Below are 20,243 nucleotides of genomic sequence, written 5' to 3'. Positions count from 1 at the left end.
GCCGCGGGGGCGGGTTCCCCCTCCGCACCACCGCGCACCGGCCGGGATCCTCAGGGGACCCGGCCGGTGCGCCGTTCGGCGGACCCGCGCCCACGGGGGGGGGGCGGTGTGATGGACTGCGGTCATGAGAATCGTGCTGCAGATGGTGTCCCGCGCGTCCGTGACCGTCGACGGGCGCACCGTGGGAGAGATCACGGGCCCCGGGCTGACGGCCCTCGTGGGTGTCACCCACACCGACACCCCCGAGACGGCGCAGAAGCTCGCGGCGAAGGTCGCGGGGCTGCGGATCCTGCCCGAAGAGACCTCGTGCGCGGACAGCGGGGCCCCAGTGCTCGTGGTCAGCCAGTTCACCCTGTACGGGGACGTGCGCAGGGGCCGACGCCCGTCGTGGTCCCGGGCAGCCCCCGGCGAGGTGAGCGAACCCGTCTTCGACGCCTTCGTCGCCGCCCTGCGGGGCCAGGGTGTGGAGGTGGCCACGGGGGAGTTCGGGGCCCACATGGAGGTCTCGCTCGTCAACGACGGACCGACCACCGTGCTGGTCGACAGCGAGGAGCTGGACCGGCCCCGGCGGGACTGACGCCCCGGCACCGTCACCCCGGGACGGGACGCCCGCGGAGTCGGCCGATCTGGCCCATGCCCGCCCCCGCGGACCGCTGCGGCCGTCCGGGGTGGGCAGTAGGGTCGTGGCGTGAGCGATTCCCTGTTCGACCTCCCCGACCCGATGGACCGCGCGCCCGCGGACGACGCCGTGGGCGGCCCGGACCCCGCCGGCCGGCGGGGCAGGTCCCGCGCGCCGCTGGCCGTGCGGATGCGCCCGCGCACCCTGGACGAGGTGGTCGGGCAGCAGCACCTGCTGCGCCCCGGCTCCCCCCTGCGGGCCCTGGTGGGGGCGCGTTCCGGCCCCGCGGCGCCCACGTCCGTGATCCTCTGGGGACCCCCGGGGACCGGGAAGACCACCATCGCCCAGGTCATCGCCCGCGGCCACGACACCGCCTTCGTGGAGCTCTCCGCCGTGACGGCCGGGGTCAAGGACGTCCGCCGCGTGATGGACGAGGCGCTGAGCGCTCGCGACCTCCACGGGCGCACCACCGTCCTGTTCCTGGACGAGATCCACCGCTTCACCAAGGCCCAGCAGGACGCCCTGCTGCCCGGGGTGGAGAACGGCTGGGTGACCCTCGTGGCCGCGACCACCGAGAACCCCTCCTTCTCCGTGATCTCCCCGCTGCTCTCCCGCTCGCTCATGCTCACGCTGCAGCCCCTGGAACGCGACGACATCGGGCAGCTGCTGGACCGCGCCGTCGTCGACCCCCGCGGCCTCGACGGGGCCGTGGCCCTCGCACCCGAGGCCCGCGAGCACCTGCTGGACGTGGCCGCCGGGGACGCCCGGAAGGCCCTGACCTCGCTGGAGGCGGCGGCGGGCGTCGCCCTGTCCCACGCGGGCGACGTCGCCCACCCGGCACCCGGCGCCGCGGGGGGCCCGGGGGACGAGGACGGGGACAAAAAGGCTCCCGCGGCCGCGGCGGCGGACGGGGAGCCGGACGCCCCCGTGACGGTGACCCTGGAGCACGCGGAGGAGGCCGTGAACCGCGCGGCCGTGCGCTACGACAAGCAGGGCGACCAGCACTACGACGTGGTCAGCGCGTTCATCAAGTCCATCCGCGGCTCGGACGTGGACGCGGCGATGCACTACCTGGCGCGGATGGTCGAGGCGGGGGAGGACCCGCGGTTCATCGCGCGGCGGCTGATCATCTCCGCGTCCGAGGACATCGGCATGGCGGACCCCAGCGCGCTGCAGACGGCGGTGGCCGCCGCCCAGGCGGTGCAGCTGATCGGCATGCCGGAGGGGCGCATCCCCCTCGCAGAGGCGGTCGCGCACCTGGCCACGGCACCCAAGTCCAACGCCTCCTACACGGCCCTCGACGCCGCAATCGCGGACGTCCGCGCGGGCCGCGCCGGGCCCGTCCCGCTCCACCTGCGCGACGCCCACTACCCGGGCGCTCAGCAGCTGGGCCACGGCCGCGGCTACCAGTACGCCCACGACGCCCCCAACGCCGTGGCCAGGCAGCAGTACCCGCCGGACGAGCTGGTGGGGCGGGACTACTACGCACCCACCCCCTACGGCCACGAGAAGCAGGTGGGGCACCGCCTGGAGATCCTGCGGGCCATGGTGCGGGGCACGGGCAGTTCGTCGGACTGAGACCACGCGGCGGTGGTTCGTGGGCGTGCGGTCCGCCCGCTCGCCGGGGTGCTCGGGGTGTGCCCGGGGCTGCGCCGGCGCCCGGTTCCTGCCCCGGAGCATGACGACTATCCTGGAGCGAACCCGAAAGAATCCCCAGCTACCCACCGGTAGACAGGAGTGGCAACAGTGCCTCTGACTTCTCTGAACGCACAGCAGCGCAGCAACGACCTCCGGGCCATGGCCGAGCACCCCGTGGACGTGCTGGTCATCGGCGGCGGCATCACGGGCGCGGGCATCGCCCTGGACGCCGCCACCCGCGGTCTCTCGACTGCAGTCATCGACGCGCAGGACTGGGCCGAGGGCACCTCCTCGCGCTCGTCCAAGCTGGTCCACGGCGGTCTGCGGTACCTGATGCAGCTGAACTTCGCCCTCGTGGCGGAGGCGCTGAAGGAGCGCGACCTCCTCATGCACCGGCTGGCCCCCCACCTGGTGAAGCCCATCCAGTTCATGTACCCCCTGACCCACAAGGTCTGGGAGCGTCCGTTCGTGGCCACCGGCATCGGCATGTACGACACCCTGGCCCACGTGGGGGCCAAGGCGGAGTCCCTCCCCATCCAGCGCCACCTCAGCGCCGCGGGCGTGCGCCGCACCTTCCCGGCCATGCGCGACGACGCCGCCGTGGGCGCCATCGCCTACTGGGACGGCCGCGTGGACGACGCCCGCCTGACCCTGGACCTCGTGCGCACCGCCCAGCGCTACGGCGCGCTCGCCGCCAACCGCGCCGCGGCCCGCAACCTGATCCGCGACGAGTCCGGCCGCGTGGTGGGCGCCCACATGGAGGACCTCACCACGGGTGAGACGCGCGAGGTGCGCGCCAAGGTCGTGATCTCCGCCGCCGGTGTGTGGACCGAGCCCGTCCAGGACCTCGCGGACTCCGAGACCGGCCTCAAGGTGCTGGCCTCCAAGGGCATCCACGTGGTGGTCCCCAAGGAGCGGCTGGACGGCTCCACCGGCATCATCCTGCAGACCGAGAAGTCCGTGCTGTTCATCATCCCGTGGGACAACTACTGGGTGATCGGCACCACGGACACCCCGTACGAGCGGGATCTCGCCACCCCCACCGCCACGCGCGAGGACGTGGAGTACGTCCTGGAGCACGCGAACAAGATCCTCCGCGATCCGCTGACCATGGACGACGTCATCGGCACGTGGGCCGGTCTGCGTCCCCTGGTGCAGCCGGGCACCAAGGGCGAGGCCACCCCGTCCACCAAGATCTCCCGCGAGCACTCCGTGGTGGAGGCGGCACCCGGTCTGTTCACGATCGCCGGCGGCAAGCTCACCACCTACCGCGTGATGGGCAAGGACGCCGTGGACGCCGCCCTGGGCAAGAGCGCCGCCAAGGAGAACCCCTCCATCACCGAGCACGTCGCCCTGCTGGGCGCGCAGGGCTGGTCCGGGCTGATGAACCAGTCCGAACACCTGGCCGCGCGCGCCGGCATGGAGCAGGTGGTCGTGGAGCGGCTGCTCAACCGCTACGGCGACGAGACGCTCGAGATGCTGGACACCATCACCGACCACCCGGAGCTGGGCGAGCCGGTGCCGGGCGCCGAGCAGTACCTCAAGATCGAGATCCAGCGCGCCGCCACCCACGAGGGCGCCCTGGACCTCGAGGACGTGATGTGCCGGCGCACGCACCTGAACTACGAGCAGCGCGACGGCGGCTCCGCCGCGGCACCCGAGATCGCCCGCATCATGGGCGAGGTCCTCGGCTGGGACGAGGCCGAGCGCTCCCGCCAGGTGGAGCTCTACGAGACCATGCGCCGTGCCGAGCACGCCGCGCTCGAGGAGAACGACGAGGAGAAGGCCCAGGAGCTCCGCCAGGGGGCCGGGGACCCGTACCCTCAGCGCTGATGAAGGATCTGGGGCCCGGAATCCCTCCGGGCCCCTCGGAACACCCTGGAGGGTGCAGTGAATGAAGTGACCGAGGTGGCGCTGTCCACCGTTTTCATGTCGGAGGCCTTCGGCACCGCGGTGCTGGTGCTGCTGGGCTGCGGCGTGGTGGCCAACGTGGTGCTGCCGCGGACCAAGGGCAACGGGGCGGACTGGCTGCTCATCAGCTTCGGCTGGGGCTTCGCCGTCTTCGCCGGTGTCTACGTGGCGCACGCCTCGGGCGCCCACCTGAACCCCGCGGTGACCGTGGGCATGCTCGCCGCGGGCAACACGGAGTACTCCCCAGGGGTGGCCGTGAGCTTCGCGAGCACGGTCGTCTACCTGGTGGCGCAGTTCGTGGGCGGCCTCGTGGGTGCGCTCGTGTGCTGGCTCGCCTACAAGAAGCACTTCGACGAGGCCGGGCGTGAGGGTGTGCCCACCATCGACGTGTTCTCCACGGGCCCGGAGATCCGCAGCTACGGCTGGAACTTCATGACCGAGGCCATCGCCACCTTCGTGCTCGTCTACGTGATCCTCATGTTCGGCGAGACCCCGAGCGAGCTGGGCCCGCTGGCCGTGGCCGTGCTCGTGGTGGCGATCGGCATGAGCCTGGGCGGGCCCACCGGCTACGCCATCAACCCGGCGCGCGACCTCAGCCCGCGCATCGTCCACGCGCTGCTGCCGATCCCCGGCAAGCTCAGCAGCAACTGGTCCTACGCGTGGGTCCCGGTTCTCGGGCCGCTCGTGGGCGGCGCGCTGGCCGGTGTGGCCGCGGCCGTGATCGGCTAGCCCCACCCCACACCTCGGAGCCCCAGCAGCACTTTTGACGAAGGAGTCACCCATGTCCGAACCCCAGTACGTGATGGCCATCGACCAGGGCACCACGAGCACCCGCGCCATCGTGTTCGACCACGCCGGCACGATCGTGAGCGTGGGCCAGTACGAGCACGAGCAGATCTTCCCGCGCGCGGGGTGGGTGGAGCACGACGCCCTGGAGATCTGGCGCAACACCCGCCGCTGCGTGGCGGACGCCCTCGCCGAGGGCGAGCTGACCCGCGAGAACGTGGCCGCGGTGGGCATCACCAACCAGCGCGAGACCACGGTGGTGTGGGACAAGAACACGGGCGAGCCGGTGTACAACGCCATCGTGTGGCAGGACACCCGCACCCAGGAGATCGTGGACCAGCTCGCCGAGAACGGCGGCGAGGAGCACTTCCGCAAGCTCACCGGCCTGCCGCTGGCGAGCTACTTCGCTGGTCCCAAGGTCAAGTGGATCCTGGACAACGTGGAGGGTGCGCGCGAGCGGGCCGAGGCCGGGGACCTGCTCTTCGGCACCACGGACAGCTGGCTCGTGTGGAACCTCACCGGCGGCCCTGGCGAGGGTGTTCACGTCACGGACGTGACCAACGCCTCCCGCACCCTGCTGATGAACATCGACACCCTGGACTGGAACGAGGAGCTCTGCGACACGCTGGGCATCCCCCTGGCCATGCTGCCGGAGATCCGATGCAGCTCCGAGGTCTACGGCAAGGGCCGCGCCCGCGGCTTCCTCAAGCAGGTGCCGGTCGCGGGAATCCTGGGCGACCAGCAGGCCGCCATGTTCGGCCAGACGTGCTTCGAGCCCGGCATGGGCAAGAACACCTACGGCACGGGCAGCTTCCTGCTGATGAACGTGGGTGAGACGCCGGTGCGCTCCGAGCACGGTCTGATCACCACGGTCTGCTACCAGATCGAGGGGGAGAAGCCCGTCTACGCCCTGGAGGGTTCCATCGCCGTCACGGGCTCGCTCGTGCAGTGGGTGCGGGACAACCTGGGGCTGATCCGGGACGCCAAGGAGATCGAGCCCCTCGCCCGCGCGGTGGAGGACAACGGCGGCGCGTACTTCGTGCCGGCGTTCTCGGGGCTGTTCGCCCCGCACTGGCGCCCCGACGCCCGCGGTGCTCTGGTGGGGCTGACCCGCTACGTGCGCAAGGAGCACATCGCCCGTGCCGTGCTGGAGGCCACCGCCTACCAGTCCCGGGAGGTCGTGGAGGCCATGAACAGGGACTCCAAGCAGGACCTCACCGAGCTGCGCGTGGACGGCGGGATGACGGCCAACGAGCTCCTGATGCAGTTCCAGGCGGACCAGCTGGACGTGCCGGTGATCCGTCCGAAGATCACCGAGACCACCGCCCTGGGCGCCGCCTACGCCGCGGGACTCGCTGTGGGCTTCTGGTCCGACCTGGAGGAGATCAGCGGCAACTGGGCCGAGGACAAGCGGTGGGACCCGCAGGGGGACCGCCACGAGCAGGACCGGCTGTTCCGCAACTGGGGCAAGGCCGTGACCAAGTCCCTGGACTGGGTGGACGAGGACGTCAACTGAGTCGGCTATAGTTGACGGCTGGCTGGCACGTCGTGCCATCACGCGCCCGGGACCGCGGCACCCCTGCGGTCCCAGGCGCGCAGCACGACGCTAGGTCCGTCGGATTGCGGCTGATCCGCACCTCTCCCGTGGGAACCGATGTCCACACGCCGGAGGCCAGTACCACACAGAACGGAACCCGGGGACGTCCCCGGGCGCCGTCGAACCGCAGGAAAGGCAAGTCTTGTCCCAGAACAACAGCTCTCGTGCGCGCCGCCAGGTGCGCAAGTCCCGTGCCCTCGGCATCGCCCTGACGCCGAAGGCCGAGAAGTACTTCGAGCGTCGTCCGTACGCCCCCGGTGAGCACGGCCGTGCCCGCCGGAAGCAGGACTCCGACTACAAGGTGCGTCTGACCGAGAAGCAGCGTCTGCGTGCGCAGTACAACATCCGCGAGAAGCAGATGCACCGCGCCTACGTGGAGGCCAAGCGCGTGGAGGGCCAGACCGGTGAGAACCTCATCGCTCTGCTCGAGACCCGTCTCGACGCCCTGGTCCTGCGTGCAGGCTTCGTGCGCACCATGGCCGCGGCCCGCCAGGCCGTGGTCCACCGCCACATCATGGTGGACGGCCAGCGCGTGGACCGTCCCTCGTACCGCGTGCGCCCGGGCCAGATGGTCCACGTGCACCCGCGCTCCGAGAAGATGGTCCCCTTCCAGATCGCCGCGACCGGTGCGAACCAGGATGTTCTGCCGAACACCCCGCCGTACCTGGACGTGAAGATCGACCGGCTGCAGGCCACGCTCACGCGCAAGCCCGAGCGCTCCGAGGTCCCCGTGACCTGCGAGGAGCAGCTCGTGGTCGAGTACTACGCCCGGATGGCCTGACCGTCCGAGCACCAGGCCGCCCCACCCGGGCGGCCGCAGGACAGCCCGCGGAGGAATCCGCGGGCTGTCCGCGTTCCCGGGCCCGCACGGCGCCCGGGGCACGGGGACCGGGTGCGCCCGCGCCCGGTTTTGTTGGGTAGAGTTGCGGATCGGTCGGGCGTCTTGGCTCCGACCCGATGACGATGCACGGACGGAAGTGGTGGTCACCCATGGACGGTGGAGATGTCGCCGGTCTGCTCGCGGTGCTGGTGTTCGCGGTCCTCGTGGGCCTGCTGGCCCTGCCGATCGTGAAGCTGGGGCGCGTGTTCGACGAGCTGCGCCTGACCATCCGCTCCGTCAACGACGGCACCACGCCGCTGATCGACGAGGTCACGCGCACCGTGAGCACCACCAACACGCAGCTGGAGAAGGTGGACGGGATCACCTCCAACGTCTCGGACGCCTCCGCGAACGTCTCGGCGCTCTCCTCGCTGGTGGCCTCCACGGTGGGTCAGCCCCTGATCAAGGTGGCGTCCTTCTCCCACGGGTTGCGCCGCGCGTTCTCGCCCCAGCAGGCGGCGGCGCCGGGTGCTGCCGCCCCGCAACCGGGGACCACGGACCCCGCGGACGCACCGTCCCCCGACACCGCCGACCCCCGGAGCTGAACAATGGGAATGTGGTCCAGACTCGCCCTGCTCGCCGCGGGCGCGATCGTGGGGGGAGCGGCCACGCGCGTGGCCTCCGACCCCGCCGCCCGTGAGGCCCTCGGGCGCCGCCTCCAGACCGGCACCGCGGTGGCGCGCACCGCGCCCGGCGACGTCGAGCGCAGGCCCGTCTCGGGCGGCGTCGAGCTGCTGCGCACCACGGCCCGCCGCTTCGGGGAGTTCGCCGCGCGCGTGCGCGCCGGGATGGACGAGCGCGAGGCGCAGCTGCGCGAGCAGTTCGGGGTGCGCACGCCGGTGGACCACACCGCGAACCACCCGGGCGCAGCCCACCCCACCGCGCACGACGCCGCCGTGCCCCCGGCGGGCGCCCCGTGGCGCTCCGTCACGCCGCACCAGAGCACGTCCGCCCCGGAGGACCCCCGGGGCACGGTCGTGGACCACGTCCCCTCGGAAGGAAACGAACGGTAATGCTCTCTCATGAGATCACCCAGCGCTGGCTGAGCTACTTCGAAGGCAAGGGCCACCACGTGGTGCCCTCGGCCTCACTGGTTTCCCAGCAGCCCGGAGCCATGTTCACCATCGCGGGCATGGTGCCGTTCATCCCCTACTTCCTGGGACAGGAGACGCCCCCGTACAGCCGGGCCACGTCCGTGCAGAAGTGCATCCGCACGCTGGACATCGACGAGGTGGGCAAGACCGCCCGCCACGGCACGTTCTTCCAGATGGCGGGGAACTTCTCCTTCGGCGACTACTTCAAGTCCCGGGCGATCCCCATGGCGTGGGAGCTGCTCACTAGCCCCCTCGACCAGGGCGGCTTCGGGCTGGACCCCGAGCGGCTGTGGGTCACCGTGTACGAGGGGGACCAGGAGTCCTACGACCTGTGGCACGACACCGTGGGCGTTCCCGCCGAGCGCATCCAGCGGATGGGCCGGGACGAGAACTACTGGGACACGGGGCAGCCGGGCCCGGCCGGGCCGGACTCCGAGATCTTCTACGACCGCGGTCCGCGCTACGGCAAGGACGGCGGTCCGGCGGTGGACGACGACCGCTACATCGAGATCTGGAACCTCGTGTTCATGCAGTACCAGCGCGGCGAGGGCAACGGCAAGGACTACGAGATCCTCGGAGACCTGCCGCGCAAGAACATCGACACCGGTCTGGGCGTGGAGCGCCTGGCCATGCTGCTGCAGGGCGTGGAGAACTTCTACGAGACGGACCAGGTCCGGCCCGTGCTGGACGCCGCGGCGAAGCTCTCGGGCCGCCGGTACCACGGCGCGGAGCGCGCCGGTGAGGAGGGCTACGAGGACGACGTCCGGATGCGCGTGGTCGCGGACCACGTGCGCTCCTCGCTGATGCTCATCGCCGACGGTGTGACCCCCGGCAACGAGGGCCGTGGCTACATCCTGCGCCGGCTGCTGCGCCGGGCCGTTCGTGCCATGCGCCTGCTGGGCGTGACGGACCCCTGCCTGCCCGTGCTGCTGCCGGAGTCCCGGGACGCCATGAAGGGCGTCTACCCGGTGGTCGCGGAGGACTTCGAGCGCATCTCCCGGATCGCCTACGCCGAGGAGCGGGCGTTCCTGAAGACCGTGGAGTCCGGCACCACGCGCCTGGAGCACGCCGTGGAGGTGGCCAAGGGCCAGAAGCGCCCCCTGAGCGGCGCCGACGCCTTCGCCCTGCACGACACCTTCGGCTTCCCCATCGACCTGACCCTGGAGATGGCCGGCGAGGCCGGGGTCTCGGTGGACGAGACCGCGTTCCGCGAGCTGATGGCCGAGCAGCGCCACCGTGCCCAGGAGGACGCCCGCGCCAAGAAGGGCGCCATGGCGGACCTCTCGGAGCTGCGCCGCATGCTCGACGACCACGGCAGCGAGTTCACCGGCTACACCGAGCTCGTGACCCCCACCACCGTGCGCGCGGTCCTCGCCGGCGGTGTCTCCGTGCCCGCGGCGAGCGAGGGCGAGCACGTGGAGGTGGTCCTGGAGCGCACCCCGTTCTACGCCGAGGCGGGTGGCCAGGCCGCGGACGTGGGCGTCATCGAGTCCGATGCCGGTCTGCGTCTCACGGTCGAGGACGTCCAGCAGCCCGTCAAGGGTCTGTCCGTGCACAAGGTCACGGTGGCCGCCGGCCAGGTGGTCGTGGGGGACGAGGTCACCGCGCGGGTGGACTCCCGCCGCCGCCACGACGGCGAAGCCGCCCACTCCGGCACGCACGTGGTGCACGCGGCGCTGCACGACGTCCTGGGGCCCGACGCCGTCCAGCGCGGCTCCTTCAACAAGGAGGGATACCTGCGCTTCGACTTCTCCCACGGGGAGGCCGTCACGCCGTCGCAGCTGCAGGAGATCGAGCAGATCGCGAACACCGCGATCCGCGACGACTTCGAGGTGGTCACCCGCGAGATGCCGCTGGCCGAGGCCAAGAAGCTCGGCGCCATGTCCCTGTTCGGGGAGAAGTACGGCAACGAGGTCCGCGTGGTCGAGATGAACGGCCCGTGGTCCCGCGAGCTGTGCGGTGGCACCCACGTGGGCTCCACCTCCCAGCTGGGCTCGCTGTCCCTGGTCTCGGAGCAGTCCGTGGGCTCGGGCAACCGCCGCGTGGAGGCCCTCGTGGGGCTGAACTCGTTCAACCACCTGGCCGCCGAGCGCACCCTGGTCAACCAGCTCACGGGCATGCTCAAGGTGCAGTCGAGCGCCGAGCTGCCGGAGCGGCTGGCGGCCACCCTGGACAAGCTGCGGGAGACCGAGCGCCAGCTCGCCGGGCTGCGGCAGCAGCAGCTGCAGGCGCAGGCGGGTCAGCTCGCGGGCAGCGCCGAGCGCGTGGGCGCGGTCACGGCCGTGCTGCACGACGCCGGCGAGATCGACTCGGCGGACGCCCTGCGCACCCTGGCCCTGGACCTGCGCTCGCGCCTGGGCACCGAGGCCGCCGTGGCGGTCGTGGCCGGTGTGGCCAACGGCCGTCCCCTCGTGGTGGTGGCCGTCAACGACGCCGCCCGGGACGCCGGAATCGCCGCGGGCCAGCTCGTGCGCACCGTCGCGAGCACCCTGGGTGGCGGTGGCGGCGGCAAGCCCGACGTCGCGCAGGGCGGTGGCTCCGATCCCGCGAGGATCCCGGAGGCACTGGAGGCCGTCCGGCGTCAGATCGCCGCGGCGGTCTGATGCCCGAGCGGTTCGAGCCCGGCGTGCGCATGGGTGTGGACGTGGGTCGGGTCAGGGTGGGCATCGCCCTGACCGACCCGCGGGCCGTGCTGGCCACGCCGGACCAGACGCTCACCAGGGACCGCGACGCCCGCAAGGCGTTCGATGTGAAGATCATCACCAGGCTCTGCGAGGAGCGGGGGGTCCGCACGGTCTACGTGGGCCTGCCGTACAGCCTCGACGGCGGTGAGAACGAGTCCACACGGATGGCGCGGGATTACGCCGCGAGCCTGCGGCGTCGGCTAGGCTCACGGGGGTGCACCACAGCGGTGCGCCTGGTGGACGAGCGGCTGTCCACGGTGACTGCACACCAGTCGCTGCTGGACTCGGGTGTCTCCCGACGGCACCACATGGACAGGGTGGACCAGGCCGCCGCGGTGACGTTCCTGCAGACCGCGGTGGAGCAGGGCGCACGCACCGGCCTGGAGCCGGGAGAACCGGTGGTCGGCTGATCCCGGGGCTTTGCCCCAGACCCCCGGAGGGCCCCCCGAGGGGTTCCCGCAGACCACCAGAACGGCGGACGAGGAGAATTCGTGAGCGACGAGCCGCGAGACAACGGCACCGATGACGCAGATCGGCAGCATCGGTCCACCGGTGACGTGCCCGCGTCCTCGCACGCCCCGGACGGGGGATCGCACTCCGCTCTGGCGGGATCCTTCGAGCACCACGACGTGACCCCGGAGCAGCGTCGGCGCCGGAAGATGCGCTCCCGCGCCTCCCTGGCCACCGCGGTGGCCCTGTTCACCGCCGCGCTGATCGTGGTGGTGGCGGTGCTGGGGTCCGCGCTGGGGCTCTTCGAGCGCAAGGACTACCACGGCTCCGGCGACCGGGACGTGACGTTCTCGGTCTCCGACGGCAGCACCACGGGCCAGATCGCCCAGGACCTGCAGTCCCAGGACATCGTGGCCAACGCCAGCTACTTCGTCACGCAGTTCCAGAAGCGCTATCCGGAGGACTTCATCCAGCCCGGGGAGTACCAGCTCAAGACCAAGATGAGCTCCGAGAACGTGATCAACACGTTGATGGACAAGGGCGAGGCCACCCACTACGCGGCGATCCCCAAGACCCAGCGCATCGACGACACCTTCACCGCGCTCAGCCAGGCCACGGGCATCAAGAAGTCGGAGTTCGAGGCCCTGTCCACGGAGAAGGCGAAGTTCGGGGTCCCGGACAGGTTCCCGAACCTCGAGGGCTGGCTGCACCCGGGGGAGTACCGCTTCCCGCTGGACGCCACCGCCGAGCAGGTGCTCCAGGAGATGGTGGACCGCACCAAGGACGCCCTGAAGAAGAACGACGTCGCCGAGGACAGGTGGTTCGAGGTGCTGACCGTGGGCTCCATCGTGGAGTTCGAGGGCACGCCCGCCAACTACCCCTCGGTGGCCGGGGCCATCGAGAACCGCATGAACAACCCGGACGGGGAGACCAGCGGCTACATCCAGTCCGACGCCTCCGTGACCTACGGGCTGGGGACCAAGACCGTGGAGCTCACGGACGAGGAGAAGCGGGACAAGTCCAACCCGTACAACACGTACGCGAACCCCGGGCTGCCCGTGGGACCCATCGGCTCGCCCAGTGACGACGCCATCGCCGCGGCCGCCAAGCCCGAGAAGAACGACTACTACTACTGGGTCACGGTGAACCTGGACACGGGTGAGACCAAGTTCGCCAAGACGTACGCGGAGCACCAGAAGTACGTGGAGCAGTACCAGCAGTGGTGCTCGGAGAACAAGGGCAAGTGCTCCTGAGGTGGGGCCGCTGAGCCCGTTCCCCCTGGCTCCGGCGCCGGGGGCCTCGGCCCCGCTGCGGGCGGCGGTGCTGGGCCACCCGGTGGCGCACTCGCTGTCCCCGGTGCTGCACGCGGCCGCGTACCGGCAGCTGGGCCGTCCCGCCGAGTACGTCCGCCGGGACGTGCCCGAGCACGACTGGGACGGCTTCCTCGCCGGGGCGCGCCGGGACGGCGGCTGGTCCGGGTTCTCCGTGACCATGCCGCTGAAGGCCCTGGCCGCGCGGGACGCCCAGTACCGGACACCCCTCGTGCGTGCCCTCGGGGTGGCCAACACGCTCACCGTGCGCCCGGACGGCTCCCTGGCCGCGGACAACACCGACGTCATGGGCATCATGTCGGCGCTCGCGGCGGCGGGGGAGATCCCGGCGGACCCGACCGCCGTCGTCCTGGGCGGTGGCGCCACCGCCACCGCTGCTCTCGCCGCCCTGCACGGACTGGGAGCCTCCCGGGTGGACGCCGTGGTCCGCTCCCCGCACCGCGCCCGCTCCCTGCACGACGCCGCCGCGGCACTGGGCGCGCGGGTCCGAGTACGGGGCTGGGACGAGGCGCCGGCCGCTCTGCAGGCTGCTGACGTGGTGGTCTGCACCCTCCCGCCCCACGGGGCGGACGAGCTCGCGCACGAGTGGGAGCGCCGTGCGCCCACGGTGACCGGTGTGCTGCTGGACGTGGCCTACGACCCGTGGCCGTCAGCGCTGGCGGGCGCGTGGCGGGCGGCCGGGGGAGCGGTGGTTCCCGGTGTCGATATGCTGGTCTTCCAGGCGGTGGACCAGGTGCGGTGGTTCATCCGGGGTGAGCCGCGGACCCCGGTGCCCCACGAGGACGCCGTGACCGCGGCCATGTGCCGGGCCGTGCAGCGGCCCGAGCGGCGCATCCCCGAACGGGTGCGGCGGGCGCAGACCACGCGCCTTGCCGGCTGAGCGGACGCGACGCACCCGGGAACGTCTCCGCCGAGGCGCGGCCACGGGATGCGCCGACGAAGGCGCGTCGAGGTGGACACGCCGCACCGGCACGGGCGGCACCGGAGCGGACCGGGCGGCGTCGTCGAGGCGGGGCCGAGCCGAGCAGGACCGAGCGGACAGAGACCACGCGGGATCGGTGAGATCCCCGCAGAGAACGGGAGAAGTGCATGTTGCGTTGGCTCACGGCCGGGGAGTCCCACGGCGAGGCGCTGGTGGGGATCATCGAGGGCGTTCCCGCCGGTGTGGAACTGACCACGGACATGGTCCGGGACGCGCTGGCCCGCCGACGCCTGGGCTACGGGCGCGGTGCGCGCATGAAGTTCGAGCAGGACCGGGTGCGCCTGCTGGGCGGTGTGCGCCACGGCCGCACGCAGGGCGGACCCGTGGCCATCGAGATCGCCAACACGGAGTGGCCCAAGTGGCAGGACGTGATGAGCTCCGACCCCGTGGCCCCCGAGGCTCTCGAGGGCCGCGCCCGCAACGCGCCGCTGACCCGACCCCGCCCCGGGCACGCGGACCTCACCGGCATGCAGAAGTACGGCTTCGACGAGGCGCGCCCCGTGCTCGAGCGGGCCTCCGCCCGCGAGACCGCCACGCGCGTGGCCCTGGGCGTGGTGGCCGCGCAGATCCTGGCGGCGATCGGTGTGCGCCTGGTGTCCCACACCACCGCGATCGCGGAGGTCGTGGTCCCGGACCGCGCCGCACTGCCCGGGCCGGAGGACGTCGCCGCCCTGGACGCGGACCCGCTGCGCTGCTTCGACCCCGCGACCTCCGCGGCGATGGTGGCCGCGGTGGACGAGGCCCACAAGGCGGGGGAGACCCTGGGCGGCGTCGTGGAGGTGCTCGTCCAGGGCATGCCCCCGGGGCTGGGCTCCTACGTCCACTGGGACCGGCGCCTGGACTCCCGGCTCGCCGGGGCGCTGATGGGCATCCAGGCCATCAAGGGCGTGGAGGTGGGGGACGGGTTCCGCACCGCCGCGCGTCCGGGCTCCCAGGCCCACGACGAGACCCTGCGGTCCGACGGCGCGGTGCACCGGGTGTCCAACCGCGCGGGCGGCATCGAGGGCGGGATGTCCACCGGTGACCTGCTGCGCGTGCGCGCGGCCATGAAGCCCATCGCCACCGTGCCGCGCTCGCTGCACACCGTGGACGTGGCCACGGGCGAGCCCGCCCGAGCCCACCACCAGCGCTCGGACGTGTGCGCGGTACCGGCCGCCGGCGTGGTGGCCGAGGCCATGGTGGCGCTCGTGCTCGCCGAGGCCGCGCTCGAGAAGTTCGGCGGCGACTCCGTGGCCGAGCTCGTGCGCAACCGGGACTCCTACCTCGCCGCGATCCCCGAGGCGCTGCGGACCTCCGCCGAACTCGCGGACCCCGCCGCGCTGGCCGCACTGGACGAGGTGCGCGGGGACCACTCGTGACGGCCGGCGCCCCGCTGCCCGTGGTGCTGATCGGTCCCATGGCGGCCGGCAAGTCACGGGTGGCGCAGCACATGGCCTCCCGCTACGGGCTGGAGCACGTGGACACGGACGCGGTGATCGCCTCCCGCCACGGTCCCATCCCCGCACTGTTCCGAACCCGCGGGGAGGCGGAGTTCCGCCGGATCGAGGCGGAGGTCGTGGCCGAGCTGCTCGACGATCCCCGCAACGCCCACGCCGTCATCTCCCTGGGCGGTGGTGCCCCCATGTCCCCGCTCGTGCAGCCGCTGCTCGCGGGGCGCACCGTCGCCTACGTGCACGTGGACCTGGACACCGTGCGGCCGCGCATCCGGGGCAACACCACCCGACCCATGCTGCAGCCGGACCCCGAGGCCCGGTGGTCGCAGATCATGGCCGAGCGCCGGGAGACCTTCGAGCGCCTGGCCACCATCACCCTGGACGGCCGCGCCCCGCGCACCGTGGCGCAGCTGGCCCGAGACCTCTACACCGCCCTGGGCGAACCCGCCCCGGCGCAGGGAAAGGACCGCCCCGCATGAGCGAGACCGTGATCCCCGTCCGGGGGGCCACCCCCGAGAACCGGTACGACGTCCTGGTGGGCCACGGCCTGCTCGGCCGGGTCCCCGAGCTGCTGGGCGAGCGCGTGAAGAAGGTGCTCATCATCCACCCCCGCGCGCTGCGCGCCACCGGGGACGTGGTCCAGGAGGACCTGCGCGCCGCCGGCATCCAGAGCTACGTGGCCGAGATTCCCGACGCCGAGGAGGGCAAGCGCGTGGAGGTCGCGGCCTTCTGCTGGCAGATCATGGGCCAGTCGGACTTCACGCGCTCGGACGCCGTGGTCTCGGTGGGCGGCGGCGCGGTCTCGGACCTCGCCGGGTTCGTGGCCGCCACCTGGCTGCGCGGGGTGCGCGTGGTGCACCTCCCCACCACCCTGCTGGGCATGGTGGACGCCGCCGTGGGCGGGAAGACCGGGATCAACACCGCCGAGGGCAAGAACCTGGTGGGCTCCTTCCACCCGCCGGCCGCCGTGGTGTGCGACCTGGACTCACTGGCCACCCTGCCGGAGAACGAGCTGCTCACCGGCATGGCCGAGGTGGTCAAGTGCGGGTTCATCGCCGATCCCGTGATCCTGGACCTGATCCGGGAGAACCCCGCGCAGGTGCGGGACTCCCAGTCCCCGGTGGTGCGCGAGCTCATCGAGCGCGGCGTGCGGGTCAAGGCGGAGGTGGTCTCCTCGGACCTCAAGGAGTCCGGACGGCGCGAGTACCTCAACTACGGCCACACGCTGGGCCACGCGATCGAGCACAACGAGCGCTACCAGTGGCGCCACGGAGCGGCGGTGTCCGTGGGAATGGTCTTCGCCGCGGAGCTCTCCCGTGCGGCGGGAACGCTCGCGGACGACGTCGTGGGCGAGCACCGCGAGATCCTCACCTCCCTGGGGCTGCCGGTGACGTACCGGGCGGACCAGTGGCCCCGGCTGCTGGAGGTCATGAAGCGGGACAAGAAGACCCGCGGCAGCCTGCTGCGCTTCGTGGTCCTGGACCGTGTGGCGGCCCCCCGCATCATGGAGGTCCCGGACCCGGCCATCCTCTTCGCGTGCTACCAGGAGATCGCCGACTGACACGCACGCGTCCCGTGCACCCCGGGCCCGCGGCCGCTCCGTGGCGGGCCCGCGGGGCGCGGTAGACTGGTGCGGCTCCACGAGCCGGACCCAGTGCGGCGACGTTCCCGACGAGAAAGTGACACCGTGGCAACCAGCAACGACATCAAGAACGGCACCATCATCAAGCTCGATGGCAACCTGTGGCAGACCATCGAGTTCCAGCACGTCAAGCCCGGAAAGGGCGGCGCGTTCGTGCGCACCAAGCTGCGCAACGTGACCAGCGGCAAGGTGGTGGACAAGACGTTCAATGCCGGTGCGAAGATCGAGACCGCCACGGTGGACCGCAGCGAGTACCAGTACCTGTACCAGGACGGCGACGACTACGTCTTCATGGACAACTCCACCTACGACCAGATCACGGTCCCGGGTGTCGTGGTGGGGGACGCCGCGAACTTCATGCTCGAGAACCAGAACGTGACCGTGGCCCTGTACGAGGGTGCGCCGCTGTACATCGAGATGCCGCCATCGGTGGTGCTGGAGATCACCTACACCGAGCCCGGCCTGCAGGGCGACCGCTCCACGGGTGGCACCAAGCCCGCCACGGTGGAGACCGGCTACCAGATCCAGGTCCCCCTGTTCCTGGAGCAGGGCACCAAGGTCAAGGTGGACACCCGCACCGGTGACTACCTGGGACGCGTCAACGAGTGAGCGGCGCACGGAGCAAGGCGCGCATCCGCGCCGTGGAGATCCTCTTCGAGGCCGAGCAGCGCAACGAGGCCGTCCGCGACGCCCTGGTGCGCCGGCGGGAGAACTCGTCCTCGCCCGTGGCGCCGTACACGGTGGACATCATCGAGGGTGTGGACTCCCGGCGGCAGGACATCGACGAGTTCCTGGAGACCTACTCCCAGGGCTGGGCGCTGAACCGGATGCCTGCGGTGGACCGCAACGCGCTGCGCGTGGGCGCGTGGGAGCTGCTCTACAACGACGAGATCCCGGACGGGGTGGCCGTGGCCGAGGCGGTGGCCGTGACCCGGCAGCTGTCCACCGACGACTCCCCGCGCTTCGTCAACGGTCTGCTCGGTCGGCTGCAGAAGGTCAAGCCGAGTCTGCTGGACGACTGAGTGACCCGCCCCGGTTCGTGCACCCCACGGGCCGGGGTTTTGCGTGTGGTAGCTTCGAGAACCGATCGCACCCTTTAAGTCCGTCCCGTGAGGCGGGGAAGGAGGCGGCACGTGAGCGTGCCCGCACACGCCGAGACGACCCCCGGGGGAACCACCTCCCGGGTGATCCTCTCGACACCCGACATCGACCGGGCCCTGTCCCGGATCGCCCACGAGATCCTGGAGTCCAACAAGGGCTCCCACGGTCTCGTCCTGCTGGGCATCGCCCGCAGGGGATTCCCGCTCGCCCAGCGCCTGGCCGCCCGGCTCGAGCAGATCGACCCCGATTTCCACGCCGCCGCGGCCACCGGCCAACTGGACATCACCATGTACCGCGACGACCTGCGCCGCCACCCTGCCCGCACCCCCCAGCCCACGGTGCTGCCGGAGTCCGGGATCGACGGGCGCACCGTGGTGCTCGTGGACGACGTCCTGTTCTCGGGGCGCACCATCCGCGCGGCCCTGGACGCGCTCGTGGACGTGGGGCGCCCCGCCGTGGTGCGCCTGGCGGTGCTGGTGGACCGCGGCCACCGCGAGCTGCCCATCCGCGCGGACCACGTGGGCAAGAACCTGCCCACCTCGTCGCAGGAGAAGGTGCGCGTGCTGCTGCGCGAGACCGATCCCGAGCCGCGCGCGCCGGGCCACGAGGACTGCGTGGTCATCGACGCGCCGGTGGCCACCGATCCCGACGTCGCCCGCGCACCCCGCCGGGGCGAAGGAGGCTCCCGCGCATGAGACACCTGCTCACCACCCGGGACCTCGCCTACGCGGACGCCGTGCAGATCCTGGACACCGCGGACCAGATGGCCGAGGTCTCCTCCCGCTCCGTGAAGAAGCTGCCCGCCCTGCGCGGGCGCACCGTGGTGAACCTCTTCTTCGAGGACTCCACGCGCACCCGGATCTCCTTCGAGACGGCGGCCAAGCGGCTGAGCGCGGACGTGATCAACTTCTCCGCGAAGGGCTCCTCGGTGTCCAAGGGGGAGTCCCTGAAGGACACCGCCCAGACCCTGATGGCCATGAGCGCGGACGCCGTGGTGATCCGCCACGCGTCCTCGGGCGCCCCGCAGCAGCTCGCGGACTCCGGCTGGATCGACGCCGCCGTGGTCAACGCCGGGGACGGCAAGCACGAGCACCCCACCCAGGCCCTGCTGGACGCCATGACCTTGCGCCGGGTGCGCTCGCGCGCCACGGGAACCGCGAGCACCGGCATGGACCTGGAGGGCATGCACGTGGTGATCGTGGGGGACGTGCTGCACTCGCGGGTGGCCCGCTCCAACGTGTGGCTGCTGACCACCCTGGGCGCGCGCGTCACGCTCGTGGCCCCGCCCACCCTGCTCCCGGTGGCCACCGAGGCCTGGCCGTGCGAGATCGGCTACGACCTCGACGAGGCGCTGGCGCAGGCCCCGGACGCCGTGATGATGCTGCGGCTGCAGCGTGAGCGCATGAACGCCGCGTTCTTCCCCAGCGAGGCGGAGTACACGCGCGGGTGGGGTCTCACCGCCCAGCGGGTGCAGCGCCTGGAGGCTGCGGGGGCGCCCACGGTCTTCATGCACCCCGGTCCCATGAACCGCGGGCTGGAGATCTCCTCCGAGGCCGCGGACTCCCCGCGCTCCACCGTGCTGGAGCAGGTGGCCAACGGCGTGTCCGTGCGGATGGCCGTGCTGTTCCGCCTGCTCTCCGGCGACGAGAGCACCCCGTACCCGAACGAGAGCTGAGGTCCCGACATGAGCTGCTACCTGATCGGCAACGCCCGCCCCGAGGGCGGTGAGCCCGCGGACCTGCTCGTCACGGACGGGAGCATCACCGCCGTGGGCGCGCCGGGGTCCCTGGACGTGCCCGAGGACGCGGAGGTCCTGGACGCCTCCGGTCTGATCGCCCTGCCCGGGCTGGTGGACATGCACACCCACCTGCGCGAACCCGGCCGCGAGGACGCCGAGACCGTGGAGACCGGCACCCGCGCGGCGGCCAGGGGCGGCTACACCGCCGTGTTCGCCATGGCCAACTCCGACCCCGTGGCGGACACCGCGGGCGTGGTGGAGCAGGTGTGGCAGCTGGGCCGTGACGCCGGATGGGCGGACGTCCACCCCGTGGGCGCGGTCACCGTTGGGCTGGCGGGCGAGCAGCTGGCCGAGATC

At 71.9% G+C, this 20,243-nt stretch carries 20 protein-coding genes; all 20 read left to right on the top strand.

Annotation, left to right across the window (positions count from 1 at the left end; translation table 11 throughout):
- Positions 1-124 precede the first annotated feature (124 nt).
- Positions 125-577, top strand: a complete 453-nt coding sequence (gene dtd / locus Q4A22_RS08025; protein ID WP_303178387.1) for a D-aminoacyl-tRNA deacylase — start codon at positions 125-127, stop codon at positions 575-577.
- Positions 578-721: 144 nt separating this feature from the next.
- Entirely contained in the window at positions 722-2,197 is a 1,476-nt protein-coding gene (locus tag Q4A22_RS08020; protein WP_303178457.1) for a replication-associated recombination protein A, read from the top strand.
- 168 nt (positions 2,198-2,365) lie between these two features.
- Positions 2,366-4,090: a glycerol-3-phosphate dehydrogenase/oxidase gene (locus Q4A22_RS08015; protein WP_303178386.1), complete on the top strand. Its 1,725-nt coding sequence runs from the start codon at positions 2,366-2,368 to the stop codon at positions 4,088-4,090.
- A gap of 57 nt (positions 4,091-4,147) precedes the next feature.
- On the top strand, positions 4,148-4,897 hold the full coding sequence (locus tag Q4A22_RS08010) for an MIP/aquaporin family protein (protein ID WP_303178385.1): 750 nt from the start codon (positions 4,148-4,150) through the stop codon (positions 4,895-4,897).
- A gap of 52 nt (positions 4,898-4,949) precedes the next feature.
- The gene (gene glpK / locus Q4A22_RS08005) at positions 4,950-6,470 is read left to right on the top strand and encodes a glycerol kinase GlpK (protein ID WP_303178383.1); all 1,521 of its coding nucleotides are present in this window, start codon (positions 4,950-4,952) and stop codon (positions 6,468-6,470) included.
- A gap of 223 nt (positions 6,471-6,693) precedes the next feature.
- Positions 6,694-7,332 carry a 30S ribosomal protein S4 gene (gene rpsD, locus Q4A22_RS08000; protein WP_303178381.1) on the top strand — a complete coding sequence of 213 codons (639 nt, stop codon included), beginning with the start codon at positions 6,694-6,696 and terminating at the stop codon, positions 7,330-7,332.
- 209 nt (positions 7,333-7,541) lie between these two features.
- On the top strand, positions 7,542-7,976 hold the full coding sequence (locus Q4A22_RS07995; RefSeq protein WP_303178380.1) for a DUF948 domain-containing protein: 435 nt from the start codon (positions 7,542-7,544) through the stop codon (positions 7,974-7,976).
- Between the two features lie 9 nt (positions 7,977-7,985).
- Positions 7,986-8,444, top strand: coding sequence for a hypothetical protein (locus Q4A22_RS07990; protein ID WP_303178378.1), 459 nt, complete (start codon positions 7,986-7,988; stop codon positions 8,442-8,444).
- Positions 8,444-11,128 (top strand): alanine--tRNA ligase, encoded by a 2,685-nt coding sequence (gene alaS, locus Q4A22_RS07985; protein ID WP_303178376.1) that lies wholly within the window; start codon positions 8,444-8,446, stop codon positions 11,126-11,128. Before Q4A22_RS07990 ends, alaS begins: the two co-directional genes overlap by 1 nt.
- The gene (gene ruvX / locus Q4A22_RS07980; protein WP_303178374.1) at positions 11,128-11,619 is read left to right on the top strand and encodes a Holliday junction resolvase RuvX; all 492 of its coding nucleotides are present in this window, start codon (positions 11,128-11,130) and stop codon (positions 11,617-11,619) included. Before alaS ends, ruvX begins: the two co-directional genes overlap by 1 nt.
- Before the next feature lie 81 nt (positions 11,620-11,700).
- Positions 11,701-12,912: an endolytic transglycosylase MltG gene (gene mltG / locus Q4A22_RS07975; RefSeq protein ID WP_303178371.1), complete on the top strand. Its 1,212-nt coding sequence runs from the start codon at positions 11,701-11,703 to the stop codon at positions 12,910-12,912.
- 1 nt (position 12,913) lies between these two features.
- Entirely contained in the window at positions 12,914-13,870 is a 957-nt protein-coding gene (locus Q4A22_RS07970; protein WP_303178369.1) for a shikimate dehydrogenase, read from the top strand.
- A 209-nt stretch (positions 13,871-14,079) separates the two neighbouring features.
- Positions 14,080-15,330, top strand: a complete 1,251-nt coding sequence (aroC, locus tag Q4A22_RS07965; RefSeq protein WP_303178367.1) for a chorismate synthase — start codon at positions 14,080-14,082, stop codon at positions 15,328-15,330.
- Positions 15,327-15,884 (top strand): shikimate kinase, encoded by a 558-nt coding sequence (locus Q4A22_RS07960; RefSeq protein ID WP_303178365.1) that lies wholly within the window; start codon positions 15,327-15,329, stop codon positions 15,882-15,884. The genes aroC and Q4A22_RS07960 overlap by 4 nt, the downstream gene beginning before the upstream one ends.
- Complete coding sequence (aroB, locus tag Q4A22_RS07955) at positions 15,881-16,966, top strand: 3-dehydroquinate synthase (protein ID WP_303178363.1); 1,086 nt, start codon at positions 15,881-15,883, stop codon at positions 16,964-16,966. The genes Q4A22_RS07960 and aroB overlap by 4 nt, the downstream gene beginning before the upstream one ends.
- Before the next feature lie 126 nt (positions 16,967-17,092).
- The gene (efp, locus tag Q4A22_RS07950) at positions 17,093-17,656 is read left to right on the top strand and encodes an elongation factor P (protein WP_303178361.1); all 564 of its coding nucleotides are present in this window, start codon (positions 17,093-17,095) and stop codon (positions 17,654-17,656) included.
- A complete protein-coding gene (gene nusB, locus Q4A22_RS07945; RefSeq protein ID WP_303178359.1) occupies positions 17,653-18,069 on the top strand; it encodes a transcription antitermination factor NusB in 417 nt (138 codons plus the stop codon). Before efp ends, nusB begins: the two co-directional genes overlap by 4 nt.
- A 111-nt stretch (positions 18,070-18,180) precedes the next feature.
- Positions 18,181-18,843: a bifunctional pyr operon transcriptional regulator/uracil phosphoribosyltransferase PyrR gene (pyrR, locus tag Q4A22_RS07940; RefSeq protein ID WP_303178357.1), complete on the top strand. Its 663-nt coding sequence runs from the start codon at positions 18,181-18,183 to the stop codon at positions 18,841-18,843.
- A complete protein-coding gene (locus Q4A22_RS07935; protein WP_303178355.1) occupies positions 18,840-19,823 on the top strand; it encodes an aspartate carbamoyltransferase catalytic subunit in 984 nt (327 codons plus the stop codon). The genes pyrR and Q4A22_RS07935 overlap by 4 nt, the downstream gene beginning before the upstream one ends.
- Positions 19,824-19,832: 9 nt before the next feature.
- Positions 19,833-20,243, top strand: a 411-nt coding sequence (locus tag Q4A22_RS07930) for an amidohydrolase family protein (protein WP_303178354.1), incomplete at its 3' end; no start/stop codon positions are given.

The organism is Kocuria sp., from assembly GCF_030530945.1.
Classification (GTDB): domain Bacteria; phylum Actinomycetota; class Actinomycetes; order Actinomycetales; family Micrococcaceae; genus Kocuria.
Note: the sequence above shows the minus strand (reverse complement) of the source record. Positions and strands in the feature narration are given on the sequence as shown.

What these genes read in the sequence shown, in the direction of transcription:
- dtd (WP_303178387.1), top strand. Translation starts at nt 125, where the DNA reads ATGAGAATCGTGCTGCAGATGGTGTCCCGCGCGTCCGTGACCGTCGAC.
- Q4A22_RS08020 (WP_303178457.1), top strand. Translation starts at nt 722, where the DNA reads ATGGACCGCGCGCCCGCGGACGACGCCGTGGGCGGCCCGGACCCCGCC.
- glpK (WP_303178383.1), top strand. Translation starts at nt 4,950, where the DNA reads ATGTCCGAACCCCAGTACGTGATGGCCATCGACCAGGGCACCACGAGC.
- Q4A22_RS07995 (WP_303178380.1), top strand. Translation starts at nt 7,542, where the DNA reads ATGGACGGTGGAGATGTCGCCGGTCTGCTCGCGGTGCTGGTGTTCGCG.
- Q4A22_RS07990 (WP_303178378.1), top strand. Translation starts at nt 7,986, where the DNA reads ATGTGGTCCAGACTCGCCCTGCTCGCCGCGGGCGCGATCGTGGGGGGA.
- alaS (WP_303178376.1), top strand. Translation starts at nt 8,444, where the DNA reads ATGCTCTCTCATGAGATCACCCAGCGCTGGCTGAGCTACTTCGAAGGC.
- ruvX (WP_303178374.1), top strand. Translation starts at nt 11,128, where the DNA reads ATGCCCGAGCGGTTCGAGCCCGGCGTGCGCATGGGTGTGGACGTGGGT.
- aroC (WP_303178367.1), top strand. Translation starts at nt 14,080, where the DNA reads ATGTTGCGTTGGCTCACGGCCGGGGAGTCCCACGGCGAGGCGCTGGTG.
- aroB (WP_303178363.1), top strand. Translation starts at nt 15,881, where the DNA reads ATGAGCGAGACCGTGATCCCCGTCCGGGGGGCCACCCCCGAGAACCGG.
- Q4A22_RS07935 (WP_303178355.1), top strand. Translation starts at nt 18,840, where the DNA reads ATGAGACACCTGCTCACCACCCGGGACCTCGCCTACGCGGACGCCGTG.